Source organism: Acinetobacter sp. 12966 (assembly GCF_031196995.1).
GTDB classification, from domain to species: Bacteria; Pseudomonadota; Gammaproteobacteria; order Pseudomonadales; family Moraxellaceae; genus Acinetobacter; species Acinetobacter geminorum.
Window position 1 is genome coordinate 169,188 of sequence record NZ_JAVIMC010000136.1, and the last position, 25,946, is coordinate 195,133.

24 protein-coding genes are annotated in these 25,946 nt (G+C 39.0%); 5 read left to right on the top strand and 19 right to left on the bottom strand.

The window, feature by feature from the left end; all coding sequences use genetic code 11:
* Nucleotides 1–64: 64 nt before the first annotated feature.
* The 6 genes from purD to RFW85_RS19745 all read right to left on the bottom strand — a co-directional run bounded on the left by purD (nt 65) and on the right by RFW85_RS19745 (nt 5,927).
* On the bottom strand, nt 65–1,351 hold the full coding sequence (gene purD, locus RFW85_RS19720) for a phosphoribosylamine--glycine ligase (RefSeq protein WP_170249590.1): 1,287 nt from the start codon (nt 1,349–1,351) through the stop codon (nt 65–67).
* Nucleotides 1,352–1,474: 123 nt separating this feature from the next.
* Complete coding sequence (gene purH, locus RFW85_RS19725) at nt 1,475–3,049, bottom strand: bifunctional phosphoribosylaminoimidazolecarboxamide formyltransferase/IMP cyclohydrolase (RefSeq protein ID WP_025465553.1); 1,575 nt, start codon at nt 3,047–3,049, stop codon at nt 1,475–1,477.
* A gap of 85 nt (nt 3,050–3,134) precedes the next feature.
* Nucleotides 3,135–3,404, bottom strand: coding sequence for a DNA-binding transcriptional regulator Fis (gene fis / locus RFW85_RS19730; protein WP_001086304.1), 270 nt, complete (start codon nt 3,402–3,404; stop codon nt 3,135–3,137).
* A gap of 376 nt (nt 3,405–3,780) precedes the next feature.
* Nucleotides 3,781–4,626 (bottom strand): zinc-ribbon and DUF3426 domain-containing protein, encoded by an 846-nt coding sequence (locus RFW85_RS19735; RefSeq protein WP_170249589.1) that lies wholly within the window; start codon nt 4,624–4,626, stop codon nt 3,781–3,783.
* Between the two features lie 16 nt (nt 4,627–4,642).
* Nucleotides 4,643–5,542 (bottom strand): 50S ribosomal protein L11 methyltransferase, encoded by a 900-nt coding sequence (prmA, locus tag RFW85_RS19740; protein ID WP_170249588.1) that lies wholly within the window; start codon nt 5,540–5,542, stop codon nt 4,643–4,645.
* 154 nt (nt 5,543–5,696) lie between these two features.
* Complete coding sequence (locus RFW85_RS19745) at nt 5,697–5,927, bottom strand: hypothetical protein (protein ID WP_002119672.1); 231 nt, start codon at nt 5,925–5,927, stop codon at nt 5,697–5,699.
* 232 nt (nt 5,928–6,159) lie between these two features.
* Between RFW85_RS19745 and mnmG the strand changes: the two genes are divergently transcribed.
* Nucleotides 6,160–8,040: a tRNA uridine-5-carboxymethylaminomethyl(34) synthesis enzyme MnmG gene (gene mnmG, locus RFW85_RS19750; protein WP_017385460.1), complete on the top strand. Its 1,881-nt coding sequence runs from the start codon at nt 6,160–6,162 to the stop codon at nt 8,038–8,040.
* Nucleotides 8,041–8,416: 376 nt separating this feature from the next.
* Here the strand turns inward: mnmG and RFW85_RS19755 are convergent, their stop codons facing one another.
* On the bottom strand, nt 8,417–9,424 hold the full coding sequence (locus tag RFW85_RS19755) for a YafY family protein (protein WP_199976093.1): 1,008 nt from the start codon (nt 9,422–9,424) through the stop codon (nt 8,417–8,419).
* Between the two features lie 225 nt (nt 9,425–9,649).
* Between RFW85_RS19755 and RFW85_RS19760 the strand changes: the two genes are divergently transcribed.
* The 4 genes from RFW85_RS19760 to RFW85_RS19775 are packed head-to-tail and all read left to right on the top strand — an operon-like array spanning nt 9,650 to nt 13,351.
* Entirely contained in the window at nt 9,650–11,200 is a 1,551-nt protein-coding gene (locus RFW85_RS19760; protein ID WP_170249587.1) for a circularly permuted type 2 ATP-grasp protein, read from the top strand.
* Nucleotides 11,201–11,221: 21 nt separating this feature from the next.
* Nucleotides 11,222–11,818 carry an alpha-E domain-containing protein gene (locus tag RFW85_RS19765; RefSeq protein WP_170249586.1) on the top strand — a complete coding sequence of 199 codons (597 nt, stop codon included), beginning with the start codon at nt 11,222–11,224 and terminating at the stop codon, nt 11,816–11,818.
* A gap of 2 nt (nt 11,819–11,820) precedes the next feature.
* Entirely contained in the window at nt 11,821–12,600 is a 780-nt protein-coding gene (locus RFW85_RS19770; RefSeq protein WP_170249585.1) for a transglutaminase family protein, read from the top strand.
* Between the two features lie 16 nt (nt 12,601–12,616).
* Entirely contained in the window at nt 12,617–13,351 is a 735-nt protein-coding gene (locus tag RFW85_RS19775; protein ID WP_002119721.1) for a proteasome-type protease, read from the top strand.
* A gap of 60 nt (nt 13,352–13,411) precedes the next feature.
* Here RFW85_RS19775 and alr read toward each other — a convergent pair whose 3' ends face one another.
* The 12 genes from alr to ppsA form a co-directional block, all read right to left on the bottom strand.
* Nucleotides 13,412–14,482 carry an alanine racemase gene (gene alr / locus RFW85_RS19780; RefSeq protein ID WP_170249584.1) on the bottom strand — a complete coding sequence of 357 codons (1,071 nt, stop codon included), beginning with the start codon at nt 14,480–14,482 and terminating at the stop codon, nt 13,412–13,414.
* A 32-nt stretch (nt 14,483–14,514) separates the two neighbouring features.
* A complete protein-coding gene (gene dnaB, locus RFW85_RS19785) occupies nt 14,515–15,960 on the bottom strand; it encodes a replicative DNA helicase (protein WP_002119718.1) in 1,446 nt (481 codons plus the stop codon).
* 198 nt (nt 15,961–16,158) lie between these two features.
* The gene (gene rplI, locus RFW85_RS19790; RefSeq protein WP_000382591.1) at nt 16,159–16,605 is read right to left on the bottom strand and encodes a 50S ribosomal protein L9; all 447 of its coding nucleotides are present in this window, start codon (nt 16,603–16,605) and stop codon (nt 16,159–16,161) included.
* Nucleotides 16,606–16,613: 8 nt separating this feature from the next.
* Nucleotides 16,614–16,841: a 30S ribosomal protein S18 gene (rpsR, locus tag RFW85_RS19795; RefSeq protein WP_000090661.1), complete on the bottom strand. Its 228-nt coding sequence runs from the start codon at nt 16,839–16,841 to the stop codon at nt 16,614–16,616.
* Nucleotides 16,842–16,852: 11 nt separating this feature from the next.
* Nucleotides 16,853–17,236, bottom strand: coding sequence for a 30S ribosomal protein S6 (rpsF, locus tag RFW85_RS19800; RefSeq protein WP_002119610.1), 384 nt, complete (start codon nt 17,234–17,236; stop codon nt 16,853–16,855).
* 180 nt (nt 17,237–17,416) lie between these two features.
* The gene (gene cyoE / locus RFW85_RS19805; protein ID WP_170249583.1) at nt 17,417–18,295 is read right to left on the bottom strand and encodes a heme o synthase; all 879 of its coding nucleotides are present in this window, start codon (nt 18,293–18,295) and stop codon (nt 17,417–17,419) included.
* A 10-nt stretch (nt 18,296–18,305) separates the two neighbouring features.
* Nucleotides 18,306–18,635, bottom strand: coding sequence for a cytochrome o ubiquinol oxidase subunit IV (locus RFW85_RS19810; RefSeq protein WP_000094534.1), 330 nt, complete (start codon nt 18,633–18,635; stop codon nt 18,306–18,308).
* The gene (cyoC, locus tag RFW85_RS19815) at nt 18,635–19,255 is read right to left on the bottom strand and encodes a cytochrome o ubiquinol oxidase subunit III (protein WP_086265908.1); all 621 of its coding nucleotides are present in this window, start codon (nt 19,253–19,255) and stop codon (nt 18,635–18,637) included. The genes RFW85_RS19810 and cyoC overlap by 1 nt, the downstream gene beginning before the upstream one ends.
* Before the next feature lie 4 nt (nt 19,256–19,259).
* Nucleotides 19,260–21,251, bottom strand: coding sequence for a cytochrome o ubiquinol oxidase subunit I (cyoB, locus tag RFW85_RS19820; protein ID WP_005068497.1), 1,992 nt, complete (start codon nt 21,249–21,251; stop codon nt 19,260–19,262).
* A gap of 3 nt (nt 21,252–21,254) precedes the next feature.
* Nucleotides 21,255–22,307 (bottom strand): ubiquinol oxidase subunit II, encoded by a 1,053-nt coding sequence (cyoA, locus tag RFW85_RS19825; protein WP_002119579.1) that lies wholly within the window; start codon nt 22,305–22,307, stop codon nt 21,255–21,257.
* Between the two features lie 316 nt (nt 22,308–22,623).
* Nucleotides 22,624–23,379: an RDD family protein gene (locus RFW85_RS19830; protein WP_170249582.1), complete on the bottom strand. Its 756-nt coding sequence runs from the start codon at nt 23,377–23,379 to the stop codon at nt 22,624–22,626.
* 64 nt (nt 23,380–23,443) lie between these two features.
* Nucleotides 23,444–25,831, bottom strand: coding sequence for a phosphoenolpyruvate synthase (gene ppsA, locus RFW85_RS19835; protein WP_005803576.1), 2,388 nt, complete (start codon nt 25,829–25,831; stop codon nt 23,444–23,446).
* Nucleotides 25,832–25,946: the final 115 nt, after the last annotated feature.

A 25,946-nucleotide genomic window follows, 5' to 3' on the forward strand; every position in this document is an offset into this window, starting at 1 on the left:
CATTTTCTTATAGTGTGGCAAAAAATAAAAAAGCTCCCTAAATAGGAAGCTTTTTTATTAACTTTTATTCAGCTTTTTCTCGTGCAATTGCGCGATAGCCAATGTCACTACGATATTGCATACCTGTAAAGGTCACTTGTCCGCATACTTCAAGTGCATTAATTTGTGCTTCAAGTACGCTGTCACCTAGTGCAGTTACACAAAGAACTCGACCACCAGAAGTCACGATGTGACCATCTTCACGAGTTGCAGTGCCTGCATGGAAGATTTTAGTATCTTCTGGTGATTGTCCAATACCAGAAATTACATCGCCTTTACGTACACTATCAGGATAACCTTCGGCTGCAAGTACGATACCGATTGACTTACGTTCATCCCATTCAGCTTCTTTTGGTAAGTTGCCGGCAATACCAGCTTCTACCAATTCAACAAGAGATGACTTTAAGCGCATCATGATTGGCTGAGTTTCAGGATCACCAAAACGACAGTTGAACTCGATCACACGTGGTTGACCTTGTTCATCAATCATTAAGCCAGCATATAAGAAACCAGTGTAGACATGTCCGTCAGCAGCCATACCTTCAACAGTTGGACGCATGATTTCAGTCATAACACGTTCGAAAATTTCAGAAGTTACCACCGGAGCAGGAGAGTAAGCACCCATACCGCCAGTGTTAGGACCTTGATCGCCTTCAAAAATACGTTTGTGATCTTGTGAAGTTGCCATTGGTAAAATGTTTTTACCATCAATCATACAAATGAAAGAAGCTTCTTCACCTGCTAGGAACTGTTCAATTACAACACGTGAACCAGCATCACCAAATTTGTTGCCTGCAAGCATGTCATCAATTGCTGCAAAAGCTTCTTCGTTGGTCATTGCAACGATTACACCTTTACCAGCAGCAAGACCATCTGCCTTAATTACAATTGGTGCACCATTTTTTTCAACATAAGCTTTAGCTGCATCAACTTCCGTAAATACTTCGTAAAAAGCAGTTGGAATGTTATGACGCTTTAAAAAATGTTTAGCAAATGCTTTTGAGCCTTCAAGCTGCGCAGCATATTGAGTTGGTCCCCAAATTTTTAGACCTGCTTCGCGAGCAGCATCTACCACACCATTAACTAAAGGTGCTTCTGGGCCAACAATAATAAGTTCAACATTATTTTCTTTAGCAAAAGCGATAATTGCAGGGTTGTCTAAAATATCAAGCTGAACATTAACGCATTTGTCTTCAGTTGCAGTTCCCGCATTTCCTGGTGCAACGAAAACTTCAGTAACTTTGGTATCTTGCGCGATTTTCCATGCCAAAGCATGTTCACGACCACCACTACCTAAAACTAAAATATTCATTTTTAATTTGTTCCTTAACTTTAATCCTTGTCATCCCCCTCTATTCCTCAAGGTGGAGTTTAGCTCCATTATTGTGGAAAACCCTCCTGAATAAAAGGAGGGTTAGGGAGGACTAAATTTAAATTAGTGGCGGAAATGGCGCATACCAGTGAACACCATTGCAATACCAGCTTCGTCTGCTGCAGCGATTACTTCTTCATCACGCATAGAACCACCTGGTTGAATGATGCATTTAATGCCAGCTTTAGCAGCATTATCAATACCGTCACGGAACGGGAAGAATGCATCAGAAGCCATTACAGCACCTTCAACAACCAAACCAGCATGTTCAGCTTTAATGGCAGCAATACGCGCTGAGTTGACGCGACTCATTTGACCTGCACCTACACCAATAGTTTGGCGGTTTTTAGCATAAACAATTGCGTTTGATTTTACATATTTTGCTACTTTCCAAGCAAAGATAAGATCATCAATTTCTTGTTCAGTTGGCGCACGCTTCGTAACTACTTTAAGATCATCTTTAGTGATCATGCCCAAGTCTTGATCTTGAACAAGTAAGCCACCATTTACGCGTTTATAGTCAAGTTGCGGTGCACGTGCATCAATTGCAGGTAACTCACCACATACTAAAACACGTACATTTTTCTTCGCGCCAGTTACTTCAAGTACGCCATCAGCGATACTTGGAGCAATAATCACTTCAACGAATTGACGCTCTACAATTGCTTGAGCAGTTGCAACATCTAATTCACGGTTGAATGCAATAATACCGCCAAAAGCAGATTCTGGATCAGTTGCATAAGCTAAATCATAAGCAGCTTTAATGCCGTCTAAAGAAACCGCAACACCACAAGGGTTAGCATGTTTTACAATTACACAAGCAGGTTTTGCAAATGATTTCACACATTCAAGCGCAGCATCTGTATCTGCAATGTTGTTATAAGACAATTCTTTGCCTTGTAACTGTTTTGCAGTAGAAACTGACGCTTCTTTTGCATTGGCTTCGACATAGAAAGCAGCCGATTGATGTGGGTTTTCACCGTAACGTAAATCTTGTGCTTTATTCAATTGAGTATTGAATGTTCGAGGGAATAAGTCAGCTTCACCTTCGGTCTTACCAACGCGAGCGCCTAAGTAAGAAGCGATCATGCCGTCGTATTGAGCTGTATGTTCAAATGCTTTAACTGCTAAATCAAAACGTGTTTCATAAGAAAGTGAACCAGCAGTTTTTAATTCATTAATTACAGTGTCGTAATCAGAAGCATTAACTACAATACCTACTGAAGCATGGTTTTTAGCAGCTGCACGAACCATTGTAGGACCACCGATGTCGATATTTTCGATTGCATCAGGAAGAGTACAGTCAGGTTTTGCAACAGTTGCAGCAAATGGATAAAGGTTTACAACAACAAGATCAATCGGATCAATGTTGTGTTCTTCCATAACTGCTTCGTCTAAACCGCGACGAGCAAGAATACCGCCATGAATTTTTGGATGTAATGTCTTAACACGACCATCCATCATTTCAGGGAAGCCAGTATGTTCAGATACTTCTACAACCGCGATATTATTATCTTTAAGCAACTTATATGTGCCGCCTGTAGATAATAGTTCTACCCCTAGAGCTGCAAGGTTTTGAGCAAATTCGACAATTCCTGTCTTATCAGATACAGAAATCAAAGCACGTTTAATAGTCATGATGTTTAATTCAACAATTTCAAGTCTACGGATTAAAACCAATAAGCATAAAAAAATGCCCACGACGTCGTGAGCATTTTATCATTTATTCACTCATTAAACCGTGAGCTTTTAACTTTTTACGTAAAGTGCCACGGTTGAGTCCAAGAATTTCTGCAGCACGCGTTTGATTACCACGTGTATATTCAAGAACTACAGATAAAAGAGGTTTCTCCATTTCTGCTAGCACCATGTCATATACCTGAGATGGTTGCTCACCTTGCAATTGTGCAAAATAATGACGAACTGCGCGATCCACGTGGATGCGAAGAGCAACATCAGATTGTGCAGTAAAAATAGGAGATTTGCTATTCATGCGAGTTAATCCGAAAATCAAATACTAACTTGGGTAAAGTAGTATATAAATGTGGTCTAAAAATACGGAGTCCTGTTTTAGATCCTAAAACAGTGACTCTAAAACATAAGAACAATTAGCTTGCCATATTTCTTCGTATTGAATAAAAAATAAGCGTAACAATAATTAAATATTTGTTACAGCCCCCTCAAAAACAAAAAAAGTTAGGCTATGCGCTTAAAGTAGAAAAGCACACATGCTTAACAGTATTTTTTTGGGATTGAGAGCGAGGAGTATATGAGTCAAAGCTTTCGTGGCGCGTATAATACCATTGTCTAGGAAAAAGTGAGCAAATTAACTGCATTTTTTTTTATTTTTTTTTCACTTTTTTTACATTTTAGGGGTGGACAATTTCTAATCGATAATTTACTAGCCTTTTTTTGCTTTTGTTTAGCTCAAATTGAAATCGAAAAGGAGTGTTTGATGGAATGCGTTGAATACCCCTTAAGTTTTCAACTAGATATTGTTGAGGGGTTAATATGATTTCCTCTGTTTTGTCTGGCTCTGTTGCAAAAATCAACTTTAGGTTAGGAAGCTCAATACTTTTATCATTCTGGTTGAGCAATATGCCTGAGAACTGGGTATGGTTTGTATCGATCTTGCGGACTTTTAACTTTTCTATATAGATAAGTTGATAAAGTTCGGCTGATTTATTGCAATGCAGTATTTGACAAACATAATTAAATGTATGGCTGACGGTTGGGCTTGCATGCATGAGTTTAGGGTTAAACCAGAGAATTTGAAAAGTAAAAACTAAAATTAAAATAAGGTTGGCAGAACTCCAGAGCGTATAGTAAAGCCAACTATGCTTTTTATTGTTGTCTTGTTCTTGTGCGGATGCTTGCTCAGCTAAATTAAGGTTTGGTAGAGCATTAATAGGTTCGTTGTGAAAGTAATTTAAGTTGTTGAGATAGGTTAAAAGATCAATATTAGAATTCTCAACTTTTTGATCAAATATATCTAACACGTGAGAATGCGTCATATACTTTGTTTGCATTGAACCATTAGCTAAAGTATTGGAATTGACCATGACTGGCTGTTCAATATTAATCAGATTGGTTAGTGCATTAAAGGTTGAATCACATTTAGGACAACAAACCATACCCTGAGCGACAGTCAATTGAGTAAGAGATACTTTATAGACTGTTAAACACTTAGGGCAGCGGGTTTGTTTTTCATTCATGAGTTAAAATCTCAATTTATTTTTTACGTTTTCCTGAAATGCGACACCAGTTTTCTTCGCGTTTTTCGACATCTAATATATCAAAAAATTCAGAATAAACACGTGAAACATCAGCAACTTGCTCTTCAATTACGCCGGCAAGTGCAAACTCGCCCTTAGATTTAGTTAAATTTGCAAACTCAGACGCAAGCGCCATTAATGGGCCAGCTAAAATGTTTGCAACTAAAACGTCTGCTTGCTGAGGTTTGAATTCTTGATTGAATTCTTCAGGGAGACCTACATATAGTCGATCTAATACCCCATTAAGTTCAGCATTTTGTTTTGTTGCTAAAACAGCTTGCGGGTCAATATCAGTGGCATATACTTTTTTAGCGCCTAATAATAAAGCGGCTACACCTAAAATGCCTGAACCACAACCATAATCAATTACGATTTTATCTTTAACGTCAGTTTTGCCTAACCATTGTAAGCATAGGAACGTACTTGCATGGTTACCTGTACCAAATGCAAGACCTGGATCTAGCTTAATATTAGTTGCGTCTGCTTCTGGAGGCTCTAGCCATTCAGGTACGATCCAGAACTTTTCCCCAATTTGGATTGGCTCATAATAATCCATCCATGCGCGTTCCCACACTTGATCTTCAAGTTCTTCATGGCGCATAGGAACATCTGGAAGTTGAGCTTTTAAGAAAGCTTCTAAAGTGTCGACATCAATTGGGTCTTGTTCGTCTTGTTGATAGATGCCTGTCACGATCACTTTGTTCCATAAAGGTGTTTCACCAGGTAATGGTTCAAGTAAAGCCTGATCTTCAGCATCATCCAGCGTTACGCTTACCGCACCTAGAGACATTAAAAGTGTTTCTGTGAACTCAACTTGTTCTTGATCAACGGTAATGTGTATTTGTAACCACTTCACGAAAAGGACCTAAAAATTTTATTTAAAGGCGTATTGTAGCGGACTAGATCATTTTAAAAAAGAAAACGGCCCATCTTTAATGGACCGTCTTTGAAAATACTGATGAGATATAGCAGAAAATAAATGGCTTCTTCTATACCTATGTTAAAACAGATTAAGGAGCAGGGGCCTTAAATTGTAACTTACCATTTTCGTTTGGTTGGCAAGTACCGTTAAAGGTTACACCGTTGTGATTGTAAGAAACCCATTCACCTTGCTGTTTTTTTGCACAGACTCGAATTTGTTTTTGCATTTCGGCTTTGCTCGTGTCAGCAGCATGGGTAAAAGTTACGCCTGAAAAACAAATTAGAGATGCAGTTAAGATTTTTAACATGGTCGTTTTCATTTTGTATTCCTTCTCGTTGCGTTAATTTTAAAGTCATAGAAGTGCTGTACGTTTTTTATTCTAAGATGAATTGGTTTTAAAAACATTCACTTTGTATTGAATTCATGAAACAAAATGTCAAATCATGTGGCGTACCGTAAATTATGTGAAGACAATTTTGTAATTATGTACATCAATATGCAGATAATTTTGCTATAATGTTCCGTCTTTTTTTTCTGGTGTTTTTGTACTCATGCACTATCCTAAAGTTTATGATGTTATCGTTATCGGTGGCGGTCACGCAGGTACGGAAGCGGCCCTCGCTGCTGCGCGTATGGGACGACAGACTTTGCTTTTGACCCATAACATTGAGACTTTGGGCCAAATGAGTTGTAACCCAGCAATCGGTGGTATTGGTAAGTCGCATTTAGTACGCGAAATTGATGCACTTGGTGGCGCAATGGCGTTAGCTGCCGATAAAGGTGGTATTCAGTTCCGTATTTTAAATTCGCGTAAAGGTGCAGCTGTGCGTGCAACACGTGCTCAAGCTGACCGTGTTCGTTATAAAGCCGCTATTCGTGATACTTTGGAAAATCAAGCAAATCTTGACATTTTCCAGCAAGCAGCTGATGACCTGATTGTTGAAGGCGATACCGTTAAAGGTGTTGTTACCCAAATGGGTATTCGCTTTGATGCTAAAACTGTTGTGTTGACTACAGGTACATTCTTGGGTGGTGTAATCCACGTTGGTTTAGAAAAATCAAGCGGTGGTCGTGCGGGGGACCCTCCTTCTATTGCACTTGCTCAACGTTTACGTGAATTAAAATTACCAGTGGGACGTTTAAAAACTGGTACTCCACCACGTATTGATGCACGTTCAGTTGATTTTTCAGTCATGATTCCGCAGCCGGGTGATTTTCCATCTCCGGTGATGTCATTCATGGGTGATGCTTCTATGCATCCTGAACAAGTAAACTGTTATATCACTCATACAAATGAAAAAACCCACGACATTATTCGTGGTGGTTTAGACCGTTCACCAATGTACACTGGTGTTATTGAAGGTGTAGGTCCGCGTTACTGTCCATCAATCGAAGATAAAATTCATCGTTTCGCTGATAAAGACTCACATCAAGTATTCTTGGAGCCAGAAGGTCTAGATACACACGAACTTTATCCAAACGGTATTTCGACTTCTTTACCATTTGATGTTCAGTTCGAGCTTGTACGCTCAATTCGTGGTATGGAAAATGCTCATATCTTACGTCCGGGCTATGCAATTGAATATGACTATTTCAACCCGCAAGCTTTGAAATTTACACTCGAGACTAAAGCGATTAATGGCTTGTACTTTGCTGGTCAAATTAATGGTACAACAGGTTACGAAGAGGCTGGTGCCCAAGGTTTACTTGCAGGTTTAAATGCTGCGCGTCGTGCGTGGGAGCAAGAAGAATGGACGCCTAAACGTGACCAAGCTTATATGGGTGTGTTGGTTGATGATCTCATCACGTTAGGTACTAAAGAACCGTACCGTATGTTTACCTCACGTGCTGAATATCGTTTGATGCTGCGTGAAGATAATGCGGATCAGCGCTTGACTTCTATTGGCCGTGAACTTGGTTTGGTTGATGATGTACGTTGGGCTGCTTATTGTGAAAAAATGGAAGCGGTTGAGCGCGAAACCTCTCGTTTACAACATTTGTGGGCAGCACCAAATAACCCTATGGGTAAAAAATTCGTTGAGATGACGGGTGCTGATTTGAGTAAGGAATGTAGTGCGATTGATTTGCTTAAGCGTCCTAATATCACCTTCGGTCAAATTGCTGAACTTACTGGTTCTGAAGTTTCAGAACAAGTGGGTGAGCAAATTGAAATTGCTGTGAAATATGAAGGTTACATTAACCGTCAGCACGAAGATGTTGCTCAATTAAAACGTCTTGAAGAAACCAAAATACCTGCTGATTTTGACTATGATGTAGTGTCAGGCTTATCACGTGAAATCACGCAGAAGTTAAAAACAGTTCTTCCAGAAACTTTAGCTCAAGCAAGCCGTATTCCTGGTGTTACACCAGCAGCAGTTCAGCTTGTAATGATCACAATTCGTAAGAACAATATGATTAAGAAAACAGCTTAATTATTTAAATGTAAAAAAGCCCAGTTAAGACTGGGCTTTTTTATTTCTGTTCAAAAAATATATGGAAACTTCCTAAGGAAGAAAAGAGATTTCGCTTCCTTTTTTTCTTATTTCACATATTTTGAGTCGCCAGTTATATTAAATTCACGTTCAAACAAGAGGGCTTTAATGATGACAATGAAATCAATTCGCTACAATGGATATGAAATGGCATGCCAAAGCTCATGTTCAAAATAGCGCAAAAGAAAGAGCAGATCAGTTTTGGTGGGGGAGAACATCTTGATCTGAAAACAAGTAAAAATATAAGAACAATATAAAATTAAGAAAATTACAATTCAAAATCTAAAGAGAACCTTATGGTTCTCTTTTTTTATATCTATTTACTCTCAGTTTCAATTTCTCGCACAGCATTGTGTACTTGTACTGGTTCAATATGGAGTAATTTCTTACCAAAACTACGTAACCACCATACCAATTGAGATGTAAAAGGTACAGTCGCTGTGACTTCTACAATATTTTCCTCAAGTGGGGTAATTGTTTGATCTTTACTTAACTGACTTTCATAAAAAGTTTTAGCAGTTTGCTCTGTCATGGTTAAGGTGAGCTGAATTGATTCAGTTGGCTGGTTGTAGTCCACTCTAAAGCCTAAAGCACCTGAATCAATATAATGATCAATATCAAAATTAACAGGATGTAGTGCTCGACTGTCTAATACTTTTGCTGATTTAAAACGGTGCAGAGCAAAAGTTTGAACTTCAGTTTTGTCATGTCGTGTGCAAATTAAATAAATTACTGCACCTTTTTGTACCAATGCTAAAGGATTTAAGATATATGTTCGGTCTTCACCCTGATTGACTCGTGCTCGATAAATGCATTCTATTTGCTTGTCTTGGAGCAAGCCTTCATAAATTGCTTGTTGAGCATTTCGATCGACTACAGGTGGAATAAGAGGTTGACTTGCAGGAACAATGCGTACACGGTTAATCCACTGTCTCACATTATTTTGAGTAGAAAGACTTCGTTTGGCTAAATCAAACCATGGTCCCATCTCATCAAGCAGGCTGGGAGGGAGTAAGTGCTTAAGGTGTTCCTCAACCATCATAAAGGTTACTGCTTGAGAACTTGTCATGTGAGGTAAGCTTTGAATAGGTGCATCCGATTGCCACCGCCACCCTTGAGGTACGGCTTTATTGCTCTCTATCGGGAAGCGTTGAGCAATTTGATTTAAGTCACGTTGAATAGTTCTTAAACTAATATCAATACCTTCACGTTCAAGCATTTCTTGTAATTCTCGAGTTCCGATCCATTTACCGGTCGGTAGGCGAGATAAAATCTGCCATTGGCGATATAAACTATTCGAAGTTTCTTTTTCTATTACAGACATAAGCGTAATACATCTATATCCAATTGCTTTGGTGTCAACACAATAAAAAATCTTTACAGATTTAGCAAGTTTGTCAGATTCGGTTTATAGCCCGTTGGGCAAACGATGTTAATATTTAGAAGAAAGTTAGAACAATAATGCCGTAAAAGTACTATAGATATATAAGTGGCACTGAAATTGCTTATTTAAAAATGAAATATAGATAAATGATAAGACGAGGTGGTTATGTCAGAACAAGATCATGAATTACATATTGATAATGATTTTTTTATACAAGAGCAGACAACAACGGCACTCATTAACCCAACCTCTTTTTTAGAACATATTTCTGTGCAAACTAATCTCTTTGAGCAACTCAAATCACAGTTCTTTAATGAGATGCTTGATGATGTAACGTCAAATGGTGCAGCTTCTAAAAAAATTGAACAATGGTTGAGCATCCGTACTTTAGATGAGCTAAAGGAGCTAAATACCCAAGCAAAACAACATTTTCTTTACCATGGGATCACTTTTAATGTTTATGGTGATAAAGAAGGGACGGAACGCACTATCCCATTTGATTTAATTCCAAGAGTAATCGAAAAAAAACAATGGGAAAAGATTGCCTCAGGCTGTGCGCAACGTGTTAAAGCATTAAATTATTTCCTGGACGATATTTATCATGGACAACATATTTTAAAAGAGCAAATTATCCCTGAAGAACAAATTATGGGGAATGATGCTTTCCAGCCTCATATGCTTAAACATTCTTTAAAGGGGAAAATTTATTCACAAATTAGTGGAATTGATATTATTCGTGACGATGAAGGGGAGTTTTTTGTATTAGAAGATAACTTGAGAACACCTTCCGGTGTGTCTTATATGATTGAAAGCCGAAATATTAGCCAGAAATTAATGCCTGAGCTATGTACAGCCAATAATTTACAAGGAATTGAGCATTATCCAAAACTTTTAAAAGAAATATTGCAAGAGAATTCACCTGCCGATCAACCTTTTATCGTGGTACTAACACCAGGACGTTTTAATAGTGCTTATTATGAGCATGCTTTTTTAGCGCGTGAAATGGATGTGCCCTTAGTTACAAATCGTGATTTATTTGTAGAAAATGATCAAGTTTTTGTCAAAACTATTCGTGGGCGTCAAAAAGTAGACGTAATTTACCGCCGTTTAGATGATGATTTTCTAGATCCTTTAGCATTTCGACCAGATAGTGCTTTAGGTGTTGCAGGACTTATGTCTGCTTATTTGCAAAAAAATGTTGTGATTGCAAATGCACCTGGAACTGGTGTGGCCGATGATAAATCTATTTATCCTTATGTAGATCAAATGATTCAATATTATCTGGATGAAACACCAATTCTAAAAAATGTACCTACTTATCAGTGCCGTAAGGAAGAACACTTAGATTATGTACTCTCTAATCTTGATCAATTAGTCGTTAAAGAAGCACAAGGTTCAGGCGGATATGGCATGTTGATTGGGCCTAAAGCAAGCTCATGCGAAATTGATGACTTTAGAAAAAAATTAATTGCTATGCCACATATGTATATTGCACAGCCTACATTAGCTTTATCCGTTGCTCCAACTTTAACGACAGGCGGCGTAGCTGAGCGTCATATTGACTTACGTCCATTTGTATTAAGTTCACCTTATCGTACCGAGATTGTACCTGGTGGCTTAACCCGAGTTGCAATGCAAGCTGGCTCCTTGGTCGTAAATTCATCTCAAGGTGGCGGTATAAAAGATACATGGGTTGTCGAAACGTTACATTCCTGATTGTGGGTTAAGAGGAACTTTATGGTTTTACTCAATTCGAGTGCGCATCAAATATATTGGTTGGGCCGATATTTGATGCGAGTTAAATTTGCAGCCTCTCATTTACCCTTTACAGAAGATGAGAAAGCAACAAAATTTGCAGCAGCATTTGGTTTGGTTATAGAAAATGCAGAATTACTAAATCACTATATGTTAGACAAGAAGCAAACATTTTCATTACTGAACCAGCTCATTATTGCTAAAGATAATATTCAGGAACTAAGAGGTATTTTGTCATCACATGCTTATGCAGAATTAAATAATGTTATTAATACACTTCAACCTCAACCTGATGCATTAAGTAAAGCTGTCGAACAATGCACACAAATACTAGAAGCAGAACATGAGGATGTACGTTTATTTTTGCATTTAGGCCAAAAAATAGAGCAATTTGATATAGAGCTGCGTTTTGGAGAAGATTTATCTGTTCTTGTATTAGAACTAGATTTGGTGGTGCAACAGCTTGCTAATTTGAATTGGGAAAATATAGATGAAAATTGGCAAGTATTAAAGCAGCAACTTACTTGGGATGCTTACTATACTTTTACACAGCAGTTAGAAAATATGTTTAAGGGCTGATTATGAAATTGATGGTTAATCATCAAACGCATTATAGCTATACTGAAACTGCTCGGAACAGCATTCAGTATATTAAAATGATGCCTCAAACATCACCGCATCAACATGTTATAAATTGGGCAATTAGCGTGCCGGGTGATAAGACAATAAAGAGAGATATATTTAACAATGTATGGATGACGGCTAGTCAGCGTTATCCATATCAACATCTGACATTTATGGCTCAAGGCATTGTTGAGCTTCAAAATGTAGAATGGGGTTGTGTTGATCTCTCTACACCTACAAATTTGTTTTTGCAGATGACAGGTGCAACTCGATGTGATTCGGGAATGTTGGACTTTGCCAAAAATATTGTAGTGGCTAAGGACCGACAGCATATTGCGTTATTAAGCGAATATATCTTGCAAAAAATACTTTACCAACCTGAAAGTACTTCGGTTCAGACAACTGCGATTGAAGCATTTCATGCAGGTCAAGGAGTATGTCAAGATCATGCTCACATTTTAATTGCGATGTGTCGTGCGCTACAATTACCTGCACGTTATGTCTCTGGTTATCTATTTGATCAAAACTATCCGCACCTTGCCAGTCACGCTTGGGCGGAGGTATTTTTAGAAAATCAGTGGTATTGTTTTGATGTAAGCAATCAATTGTTTACACCCAAACATCACATCTACCTTGCTGTAGGACGTGACTATCTCGATGTGGCACCTATTCGTGGCGTAAGAGAGCAAGGTGGAGTTGAGAACATGATGTCTGTGGTTCAAGTGTTGGCATGTTGAATGTAAAGAGAATGAAATGACCTATTGTTGTGCGCTAAGATTGGAACAAGGTTTAGTGTTTATTAGTGACACGAGGACCAATGCAGGAGTTGACCATATTTCTGTGTTCCGAAAACTGCATACTTTCGGCGTTACCGGAGAACGTTTTATTGCCTTGCAAACTGCAGGTAACTTAGCAACAACACAAGCTGTTATAGGTCATTTACAAAATGCCCTTACTTTGCAGCAAGAGCCTAACCTATATAGTGTTAATACGATGTTTGAGGCGGCTGAACTGATTGGTAAAACCTTAAAAACTGTTTTAGAGGATATTAGTTCGGACACCCAAGAACAAATGAATTATGCCTGTAGTATTTTGGTAGGTGGGCAGATTAAAGGTGGGGATATGCAACTCTATAATGTCTATCCACAAGGCAATTTTATTTGTGCAACTACAGATACACCTTATTTTCAAATAGGTGAAAGTAAATATGGAAAGCCTATTCTGGATCGAGCTTTATATTATGCAATGCCACTAGACGATGCATTACGTTGTAGCCTGATTTCTTTTGATTCGACTTTGCGTTCAAATGTTTCTGTTGGCTTACCACTTGATGCATTGGTCTACATTAAAGATAGCTTTGTTATCCCCATGGGAAAACGAATAACCGAGGATGATCCTTATTTCTCACAGATTAGTAAGCAATGGTCAGATACTCTTCGTCGGGGATTACAGGAAATGCCAAAGCCTACAGATGATTACTGGCGATAAATTTTGCGTGTTTAAATAAAAAAATCCAAGCATGCTTGGATTTTTTTTTATATTTATTATTTAACTGCTTTTACGAGTGGGGCGATTACTTAAGCGACAGAGTAATTCATATCCTATCGTTCCGTTTGCATCCGCAACATCATCAACTAAGCGATGTGGACCCCAGAGTTCAACTGGAGTGCCTAATTTTACTTGCATGCCTGTCACGTCGATTGCAATCATATCCATACTCACTCGCCCTACAACTGCACAGAGATGTTTATCAATAGCGACATAGTTTTGTTTAACATAAGCTCGTGGATAACCATCACCGTAACCTATAGAAACAATCGCGATATCCATTGCTTGCGTGGCGCAGAAAGTTGATCCATAACCGACATGTTCATTAGTTTGAATATGGTTGAGTGCAATCACTTCTGCTGAAAAAGTCATCACTGGTTTTAAGTCAAGATCATAGACTGTTTGATTTGCAAAAGGTGAGGCGCCGTAAAGCATGATACCCGGACGAACATAATCAAAATGTAACTCTGGCCATTTATAAATGGCAGCTGAGTTACAGCAAGAAGCTAAAACTGGATCACAAGCTTGTTTAACTTGTAGAAATTGTTGTTTTTGTTGCTCGTTAAGTGGATGGTCTACATCTGCATTTGCGAAATGCATCGCAAGTACACAAGTAAATCCTTCAGATTTTAAAGTTTTAATAATTTCAATAATTTCTGGATTTTTAAAACCTAACCGGTTCATCCCACTATTAAGTTTAACCCAGACTTTTAAACTTTGGTTGATGTACGCTTGTTTGTGTTTAATCAACCATTCAAACTGTTGTTGATGGTGAATGACACATTCAAATTTTTGTTTAATTGCAATTGGCATTTCATCTTCAGAAAATACCCCTTCAATTAAAGTAACAGGCTGCTGAAATCCTAATTCACGAATTTCCAAACCTTCTTGTAGGCAGGCGACACCAAAGGCATCTGATGCATTTAAGGCTGCTAAACAGTCTTTGATTCCATGTCCATAAGCATTAGCTTTTACCATACTTACAATTTTTGAATTTGTTGCGAGTTGTTTGACACGGCTTAAATTATATTGAAGTGCATTACGGTCAATATAAACTGTTGCTTGGCGCACCCTCATTTACTCCTTTGGGCTAGAGATAGAGCTTATTCTTCATCATCATATTGGCTGTAATACTCAGGAGAGAGATTACTAAATCGAGTATATTGACCTTCAAAAGCAAGACGAACTGAACCAATTGGACCGTTACGCTGCTTACCAATAATAATTTCTGCAGTGCCGGCTTCTTTTGACTCTTTGTTATAAACCTCATCACGGTAAATAAACATAATTAAGTCGGCATCCTGCTCGATCGCACCGGATTCACGTAAGTCGGACATTACAGGGCGTTTATTTGGACGGTTTTCCAGACTTCGGTTAAGCTGGGAAAGTGCAATAACAGGACATTGCATTTCTTTCGCTAACGCTTTTAAGCTACGTGAAATTTCTGAAATCTCGCCTACACGGTTATCACCCATGCCTGGGACTTTCATGAGCTGCAAGTAATCGACCATGATGCAACCAATTTTACCATCATGCATTTTGGCAACACGACGAGCACGGGCACGAAGTTCAGTTGGAGGCAGAGCAGATGAGTCATCAATATACAAATGCATTTGCTGAAGCTGCAAAATTGTACCAGTTACCTTGGTCCATTCATCTGCATCTAAATTTCCCGAACGTAAATGTCCTTGATGGACTTTACCCATTGCGGAAATAAGACGCATCGCAATTGAGTCTGCTGGCATCTCCATTGAAAAGACCAGAGCAGGTAACTTGTTATATTGCAAAACACTCTCAACCAGGTTCATGGCAAAAGTAGTTTTACCCATCGATGGACGTGCAGCAACAATAATTAAGTCACCAGGTTGCATACCAGATGTTTTGTTATCAAGTTCTAAGAAGCCAGTCGTTAAACCTGTAATATTGCCATCTAATTTTGAAAGCTCATCAAGCTTACTAATTACGTCGGCGGTAACAGAACTAATAGATTTAGGACCAGCATCTTTTTTATTGTTATTGTGCTGTTCTGCTAATGAGAAAATACTTGTTTCAGCTAAGTCTAAAATTTCACTAACACCGCGGCCTTTCGTGTCATAAGCATTTTGCAAAATTTCAGTACTAACTTTAATCATGCTACGAAGTGTAGAAAACTCTTTAATTTTAGTGGCATAAGTTTCTAAGTTATAGAAACTTGAAGGTGAGTCAGCCATAAGCTGCATTAAGTATTCTTCGCCACCAATAGCGTCTAGTAAATTTTGTTTTAAGAGCCAGTCACTTACTAAGACGGCATCATAAGGTGAGTTTTCTTGTGCTAATTTCTCGATTGCACGAAAAATATATTTATGGCGAGTCGCGTAAAAATCATTTTCTTTGAGTACATCATTAACTTGTTCGAAAGATTCGGCAACTGTCATCAGGGCAGCTAGAACAGCTTGTTCAATAGCTAAATTGTGTGGGGGAGTGCGAAACTCTTTAAGTTGGCCTGATTCACTCGTTTTATTTTCTGTTGGAGATGAAAGCGCTAAAGAAGTGGCATTCGCCTGAGACATAATTAGACCTGATGATAAAGAAAGGTGTACACAAAGAGGCTGTAAAGCCGAGAACTATCTTAAAACAAAATTAAATAAACTACCTAATTAAAAAACCAATTAAACTGAAGAACTGATCAGGAATTAATATATCTTATTTTAAAATTTGAAACATAAAAAAAGAGCATGCAAAAGCATGCTCTTTTTTTTGATGAGAAATTACTCAGATACGATAGTAACGAGAACTTCTGCAACAACATCATGATGCAATTGGATTGCGATGTTGAATTCACCAGTGTGACGAAGCGCACCATTTGGTAAACGAACTTCTGCACGGTCAACTGTAAGACCAGCATTCGTTAATGCGTCAGCGATGTCACGAGTACCGATAGAACCGAACAGTTTACCTTCGTCACCAGCTTTAGCAGTGATAACGATGTTAACTTCGTTCAATTGTTCAGCACGTGCTTGAGCAGCAGCTAAAACTTCAGCTTCTTGCTTTTCAAGTTCAGCACGACGAGCTTCAAAAGCAGCAGTGTTAGCTTCAGTAGCTGCAACTGCTTTACCTTGAGGGATAAGGAAGTTACGGCCGTAACCAGCTTTAACTGATACTTTATCGCCTAATTTACCAAGGTTCTTAATGCGTTGTAATAAGATAACGTCCACAGATCACCTCACTTATGGTTGTCAGTGTACGGAATCAAAGACAAATAGCGAGCTTGTTTGATAGCAAGTGCTAATTGACGTTGATAACGAGCTTTAGTACCAGTGATACGGCTAGGAACAATCTTGCCGTTTTCAGTGATGTACTGTTTTAAAGTGTCGATATCTTTGTAGTCGATGTACGCAACATTCTCAGCTGTAAAGCGGCAGAACTTGCGACGACGGTAAAAACGTGCCATTGATGTTCTCCTTATTCAGCTTCTTGAGCAACTTGCTGTGCTTCTTCGCGTTGAGCTTTACGCGCACGCTTTTCTTCAGCACTCTTAGCAAGCAATGACTCTTCAGTGATTGCGTGTTCACGACGGATGATAAGGTTACGAATGATCGCGTCGTTATAACGGAATAATTCTTCTAACTCATCAAGCGTAGTTTGACCACATTCAACATTCATAAGAATGTAGTGCGCTTTGTGAATTTTGTTAATTGGGTAAGCCAATTGACGACGGCCCCAATCTTCTAAACGGTGAATTTGACCTTCAGCTTCTTTGATCTGAGAGATATAGCGTTCAACCATACCTACAACTTGATCGCTTTGGTCTGGGTGTACCAAAAGTACGATTTCGTAATGACGCATTGTCAGCTCCTTACGGTTTAAACAGCCCCTAATAAAAAATTAGAAGCAAGGAGTCATAACTTAATAAGTTATGCCGCAAAATTTGCGAAGGCTGAATTATAGGTAAAAGTTCGACTAAAAACAAATCTTTTGATCAGAAAAGTAAAACTTCTTTACTATAAAGAGGAAATCCTCTCTTGTTTAAAAGAGAGGAAGATTTGGAGCAGGGGATTGATAGGTAAAGCTAAAGCTTAAACTTAACAAGGTAATTAATATGACCGAGTACAGGAAAAAACGTTTAGCCCACAATTGATCATTTTCGGCTTTAAATCCAATAACTGATAAATATAACCAATATGCGGTCAGAGCATTAAAGGTAATTAAAAAGAATACATTGGTATAGCCAAAACAATATAACCCATTCAAAACAGCTGCAAATAATAGGATATAGATTACACATTCAATTTTCGTACGATAAATAGAACGTGCTACAGGCAAAATTGGAATTCCCGCATTTTTGTAATCATCAAAACGATAAATTGCAATTGCCCAAGAGTGAGGCATTTGCCATAAAGCGTATGCTAAAAACAAAAGCAAGGCTGCCACATCAAATTGATGAGTTACTGCTGTATAACCAATAACAGGAGGGCTCGCCCCGGAGATACTACCAATGACGGTTTGATGGATTGAGGTGCGTTTGGTCCACAAGCTATAAAAACCGACATAGACAATAAAACCAATCATTGCAAACAAAAATGCGTAACCATTTACACCAAACCATAAAATGCTAAAACCAATTACCCCAAGCACTAATGCATATATCAGCGCAACAGTAGGAGAGATTGTTTTTTTAACAAGTGCACGGTTTTGTGTGCGCTGCATCTTTGTATCAATATCTTGATCTATAACATTATTAACCACGCAACCAGAGGCCACAACTAAAGTTGTTCCAAGTAAGGTGAGAAGTAATAATGAGATGTCTATAGAGCCTTGGGCGGCTAAGAAAAAGCCGCCCAAGGTGGTAATGAAATTACCGAAGAGAATTCCTGGTTTAGTCAGGAATAGATATTTTTTCAACATGACAATCAGTTTAGATCATCATATTGTAGTGAAGGTAATTCATAATCCACACAGAACCGATTAAAAGCACGGCGATACATAGAATTGTGTAGATGAATGCAATCATATTCCAACGTTGTTCAGATGATGTATTCATGTGTAAGAAGTACACAAGTTGTACAAGAACCTGAGCAACCGCAGTGATTGCAATCACTGTAACTAAAAGACCACGACTGAAACCACCCGCCATCACCATTCCGAAAGGAATGATGGTGAGGATAACAGAAAGGATAAATCCAACAGTGTATTGCTTAAAGTTACCGTGTGACGCACCAGCAGCATTATGCTCATGACTACTCATTAGAGAACTCCCAGTAAGTAAACGACGCTGAATACACAGATCCAAACGATGTCAAGGAAGTGCCAGAACAAGCTTAAGCAAGCAAGACGACGTGTATTCGGTAAAGTCAAACCTTTAGTCTTGATTTGATACATTAATACAAGCATCCACACTAAACCAGAAGTTACGTGGATACCGTGTGTACCAACCAAAGTAAAGAACGATGATAAGAATGCACTGTGAGTTGGACCGTGGCCTTCATGTACAAGGTGATGGAATTCATAGACTTCCATTCCAATGAACGATGCACCAAAAAGGAATGTAATGAATAACCAAGTGATAACTTGATTTACATTCTTTTTATAAGATGCAAGTACAGCAAAACCAAACGTTACCGATGAAATCAATAAGGCAAATGTTTCAGTTAACACGAAGCCTAATGAGTCATGGAATAGGTCATATGCACTTGGAGTTCCTGGTGGCACATGGCTGCTTAATACAGCGAACGCAATGAAGAGTGATCCGAAAAGAATCAAGTCACTCATCAAGTATGTCCAGAAACCAAAAACCGTTAAATCAGTATCATCATGTTCATGATGACCGTCATGGCCGTGGTTGTCGTGATGAAGTACTTCAGCCATTTCCTTAGTCCTTCTTCAAGTGTTTTTCAAGTAAAGCATAGCGTTCGTTTTCAATACGCTCAACTTCAGCAGCAGGAACGTAGTAGTCAACATTCTTAGTGAATGAGCTTACGATCAAGCTAACAACAGCTGCAACGAATGAAACAACAACGAGCCACCAAATATGCCAGATGAGTGCAAAGCCAAGAAGAGTAATGAACATTGCAATGACAAAACCAGCAGCACGATCGGTCGGCATGTGGATGTCTTCATATTTAGTGTTACGTGCGTATGCTACACCATTTTCTTTGTCAGTCCAGAAACGGTCGATACCGCTTGCATCTGGTTCATGCGCAAAGTTATAGAATGGGGCAGGAGAAGAGGTTGCCCATTCAAGCGTACGAGCATCCCATGGGTCGCCAGTAAGGTCCATGTTGTCTTTACGTTGTAAGAAGCCAACGATGATTTGCATTAAGAAACATGCAATACCAATTGCAACAAGAACAGCACCAAATAATGCAATTGCAAGGTACGGATCCCATTCAGGGTTGTCATATGTATTCAAACGACGAGTCATACCCATGAAACCAAGGATATAAAGTGGCATGAATGCAAAATAGAAACCGAAGAACCAGAACCAGAACGCTGCTTTACCCCATGCTTCGTTGAGCTTCCAACCAAACATTTTTGGCCAGTAGTAAATGATGCCGGCAAACATACCAAACACCACACCACCGATAATTACGTTATGGAAGTGAGCGATCAAGAATAATGAGTTGTGTACCAAGAAGTCCGCAGGTGGAACAGCCATAAGTACACCAGTTAAACCACCGATACCGAATGTTACAAGGAAGCCAAGCGTCCATAACATTGGAGTAGTAAAGGTGATGCGACCTTTATACATGGTGAATAACCAAGAGAAGATTTTCACACCAGTAGGAATCGCAATAACCATGGTCATGATACCGAAGAACGCGTTAACGTTCGCACCAGCACCCATGGTGAAGAAGTGGTGAAGCCATACAACAAACGCAAGAACAGTAATCGCGATAGTTGCATACACCATAGACTTGTAACCGAACAACGCTTTACGAGAGAAGGTTGCAACGATTTCTGAGTATAGACCAAATGCTGGTAATACCAAGATATATACTTCAGGGTGACCCCATGTCCAGATCAAGTTCACATAAAGCATTGGGCTACCGCCAAGCTCATTTGTGAAGAAATGGAAGCCGAAGTAACGGTCAAGAGTAAGCATTGCAAGTGTACCTGTTAATACAGGGAATGATGCAATGATTAATACAGCCGTACAAAGTGAAGTCCACGTGAAAATAGGCATGTCCATTAATTTCATGCCAGGCGCACGCATTTTGATGATGGTAACGAAGAAGTTAACACCAGATAAAAGCGTACCTAGACCAGAAACCTGAAGTGCCCAGATATAGTAGTCGACACCTACACCAGGAGAATATTGAATGCCAGATAGAGGAGGGTAAGCCATCCAACCAGTCGCAGCAAACTCACCTAATACAAGTGAAAGCATCATCAAACCAGCAGCACCAGCGAATAACCAGAAGCTTAAAGAGTTCAATAATGGGAAAGCAACGTCACGAGCACCAATCTGTAAAGGTACAGAGATGTTCATCATACCTACAACGAGACCCATTGCTACGAAGAAGATCATGATTACACCGTGTGCGGTGAAGATCTGGTCGTAGTGGTCAGGATGTAGATAACCTTCGCCGCCGCCTTTAGCGAGGAAAAGTTGTAAACGCATCATGATCGCATCGGCGAAACCACGCAGAAGCATGACAACAGATACGATGATATACATGATACCAATCTTTTTATGGTCTACCGTAATAAACCACTCATTCCACAAATATCCCCATTTTTTGAAATAGGTGATACCGCCAAGCACTGCAATTGCACCAATTGCCATAAGGACCATGGTGACAAGTACGATTGGCTCTGTCGGGATAGAGTCCCAACCCAGTTTACCAAAAATCATATCCATGTCTTATTCCCCTTGAGCAGCGTGTTCAGCTGCAGCATGAGTGTCAGCTGTTGCGTGTTCAGCAGAGTGGTCAACACCATGATAGTTACTCATATAGTGGTTGATAATTGTTTCAAACAATTTAGGCTCAACAGTAGAGTAATAAGTCACAGGGTGTGGCTTAGTCGGGAACGGTTTCATAGCTTCAGCTTCAGCAACTGCTTTTTCATCACCAGCAGCTTTAGCACGATTTACTAAATGCTCGATCTGATGCTTAGAACGGTTACCATCACGTAAGGTTGCCAATTCAGCTTGGTCAAGCGTAGTTTTTTGAACTGCTTCTGGGTTAATGGTTGAACCATTACCTGCTTTAACCGCTGCTACCCATTCGTTGAATTGTTGCTCTGTAACACTATGCGCCTTGAAACGCATTTGAGAGAAACCGTAACCTGAGTAGTTAGAAGAGAAACCACGATATACACCAGTTTCATTTGCTAACAAATGAAGGTGAGTTTGCATACCTGCCATTGCATAAATCTGGCCGCCTAACTGTGGAATGAAGAATGAGTTCATTGTAAAGTTAGAAGTGATTTTAAAGCTTAACGGAGTTTTTTCAGGGAAACGTACTTCGTTAACTGTTGCAATGTTTTGTTCAGGATAAATAAAGATCCACTTAAACTGTTCAGCAATAACTTGAATAGTTAAAGGTGCTTTATCTGATTCTAAAGGACGGTATGGGTCATACTTGTGGGAACCCCACCAAGTTAACCAAGCTAAAATACCAATAATAATGACAGGGATACCCCATACTACAACTTCAATTGCAGTTGAGTGTGCCCATGTAGGTTTATAGTCTGCATCTTTATTTGACGCGCGATATTTCCAACCAAACCATAATGCCATGATGATTGAAGGAATCACCACAAGTAACATTAAATAGATCGCAGTCATCATAAGGTCACTTTGACCTTGACCAACTGGACCTTTAGAGTTTAGAAGTACCATATCACCACCACACCCAGTCAAAAGTGCGGCAAGCGTTGATAAAGACAATACAGCTAAAATCGTTTGTCTCATTTTACAACCTCGGTGAAGAGTCCCATTCCCTAATTAAATATGGGATAGCGATTAAAGTGTCGCATGATTGAGAACGCTAATCCTTAAATTTAGACTTCTCAATTATATGACACCGCTACGTTGTAGGGCATTATGCCTCATATCGACAAACTAAGCTATACATAAAGTAGGCTGAAATAATTGTTTTAAAACCCGATTTTTTTTGTAGGGTATCTAATTTCAATAGAGCTTTTATTTAAATATCAACTCACTATAGAAAAAAGGAGGCAGGGCGCCTCCTCTTTTTTTAGACATTAAATGAATGAGTCATTCACTATCATTTGATCACTTTTGTTCTTGCAATTTTGTCATGTAAAGCTTGTCGCTTTTGTCCTAATGCAAAAGCGTAGTCAATAATTGTACTGATCGGCATAAACAGTAAGTTTAATATGATAAAAACAATACTTCTTAATAAGAAGATGCGAGTTAAATTAACCTTGCTATTGTCCTCAGCATCTACAATTTTAATTCCGACGATTTTCTTACCTATACTTTGACCAAACTTTGTTAAAAGAACGGCTTGAATTGCAAGCATAATTACGATGTAAAGAAGCATTGAATGCCAAGCTTCTATTGGAATTAAAGTAAAAAGTTGCTGTTGCAATTCTGCAGCTTTAGTCGATGCGACTTCGGCAGATTGCATCTGTTTTTGCAGCTCGAATAATTGCTTATATTGAGCTTCATTAAAGAAAAAAGAAGGAATTGCAGCGATTGGTAACCAAAGCAATAAATCAATAATTTTTGCTAAAGCCCGAGCTGGAATAGACGCAAGTTCATGAACTTTAGGTTCTACACGAATTTGACGAATAGTTTCATTAGTTGATGTATTCGTATTTATTGTAGGTACAGAATAACCGATAGGTTGATATACAAGTTTACCTTGGGTTAATTCTCCTAAAGCTTTCCATTCTGTCATGCCTTCATGCCAAGCTAAATCAGTTAACAAAATTTGTTGGCTAGCCAACATTTGATTTACTTGTTCTAAAGTATAAGGCCCAGCTTGTTGATTATTACGTGCCAAGTAAATTTGCATAAATAAAAATTCTCTATTCTAAAGATGAAAAAAGACCCACGGATGGGCCTTTTTTTATAACATATTAGATTTGCTTGATTTTTTCTTCAGCAAGGAAGAACCATGTATCTAAAACTGAGTCTGGGTTAAGAGAAACAGATTCAATACCTTGTTCCATTAACCATTTTGCAAGATCTGGATGGTCTGAAGGACCTTGACCACAGATACCTACATATTTACCTGCTTTACGGCAGGCATGGATTGCCATTGAAAGAAGTGCTTTAACAGCTGCATCACGTTCATCAAATAAGTGTGAAACAATACCTGAGTCACGGTCAAGGCCTAACGTTAACTGAGTTAAGTCATTAGAACCAATAGAGAAACCATCGAAGTGTTCTAAGAATTGTTCAGCTAACAGGGCGTTAGTTGGTAATTCACACATCATGATTACTTTTAAGCCGTTCTCACCACGTTTCAAGCCATTTTGTGCAAGTAATTCAATAACGCGTTTCGCTTCAGATACGGTACGTACAAAAGGAATCATGATTTGAATATTGGTGAGACCCATTTCATCACGAACTTTCTTAAGTGCGCGGCATTCTAGTTCGAAACAATCACGGAAGTTATCAGATACATAACGGCTTGCACCACGGAAACCAAGCATCGGGTTTTCTTCTTCAGGCTCGTATAACTTACCACCAATTAAGTTTGCATATTCATTTGACTTGAAGTCAGACATACGAACGATAACTGGCTTGTCACCAAATGCAGCAGCAAGAGTCGCAATACCTTCAACCAATTTTTCAACATAGAAATCTACAGGTGAAGCATAACCCGCTGTACGAGTTAAAACAGCAGCACGAGTTTCGCGAGGTAGGCTGTCAATGTTGAGTAGAGCTTTAGGATGCACACCGATCATACGGTTAATGATGAACTCAAGACGAGCAAGGCCAATACCTTCGTTTGGAATTTGGGCAAAGTCAAATGCACGGTCAGGGTTACCTACGTTCATCATAATTTTGAACGAAAGCTTAGGCATAGATTCAATAGAGTTGCGTTGAACTTCGAAATCTAATGCACCTTCGTAAATGAAACCTGTATCACCTTCGGCACAAGAAACAGTTACTTCTTGACCATCAGTTAATACTTCTGTTGCGTTACCACAACCTACAATCGCTGGTACGCCAAGTTCACGTGCAATAATTGCTGCGTGACATGTACGACCACCACGGTTAGTGATAATTGCAGCAGCACGTTTCATTACCGGTTCCCAATCAGGATCGGTCATATCAGATACAAGAACGTCACCTTCTTGTACTTTGTCCATTTCTTTAATTGAGTTAACAATACGGACTTTACCAGAACCAATACGTTGACCAATTGAACGACCTTCACAAAGAACAGTACCTCTTTGTTTAAGAAGGTAGCGTTCCATAGTACCTACATTTTGGCGGCTTTTTACAGTTTCAGGACGAGCTTGAACAATATAAATTTGACCATCATCACCGTCTTTTGCCCATTCGATATCCATTGGCGCACCGTAATGCTGCTCAATGATAAGTGCTTGTTTAGCTAACTCTTGTAACTCGTGATCATTTAAAGCGAATTGTTGACGATCTTGTTTTTCAACATCAACAACAACAACAGATTTACCCGCAGAACCTTCTTCACCATAAATCATTTTTTGGTGTTTAGAACCAAGGTTACGACGTAAAACAGAATGTCTTCCTGCATTTAATAATGGTTTAGATAGGTAAAACTCATCTGGGTTAACGGCACCTTGTACAACCATCTCACCTAAACCGTAAGATGCTGTGATAAATACAACATCACGGAAACCAGATTCTGTATCAAGTGTAAACATTACACCCGCAGCGCCAGTTTCAGAACGAACCATACGCTGAACACCCGCAGAAAGTGCAACGATGTCATGATCAAAACCCTGGTGCACACGGTAAGAAATTGCACGGTCATTATATAAAGAAGCAAACACTTCTTTAATCGCAATAAGTACGTTATCAATACCGCGAATATTCAAGAAAGTTTCTTGCTGACCCGCGAAAGAAGCATCTGGTAAATCTTCAGCAGTTGCAGATGAACGAACGGCAACCGCGATGTCAGGGTTGCCGTTAGAAAGTGCTGTAAAAGCGGCGCGAATTTCTTGTTCTAAGGTTGCAGTGAGTGGAGTCTCTACAATCCATTGACGAATTTTTGCACCTGTTTCTGCAAGAGCATTTACATCATCGACGTTGAGTTGAGCAAGTTCTGCTTGAATTCGAGCGTTAAGACCACTTTGGTCTAAGAACTCACGATAGGCAGCAGCAGTAGTTGCAAAGCCACCAGGTACCGATACACCAGCATTTGATAAATGGCTGATCATTTCACCCAAAGATGAGTTTTTCCCACCTACGAGTTCGACATCGTGTTTCCCTAATTTTTCTAGACCGATTACGCGCGCTTCCAAAGTTTTCACTCCACTTTTGCAGTATTAATGTCTATCTTGGCATGAAATTATAAAAATAAAGTGCTTAGTTGAGAATTATACTAAGCGACAGTCATGTAAGATCAGTTTACTATAAAGATTATAT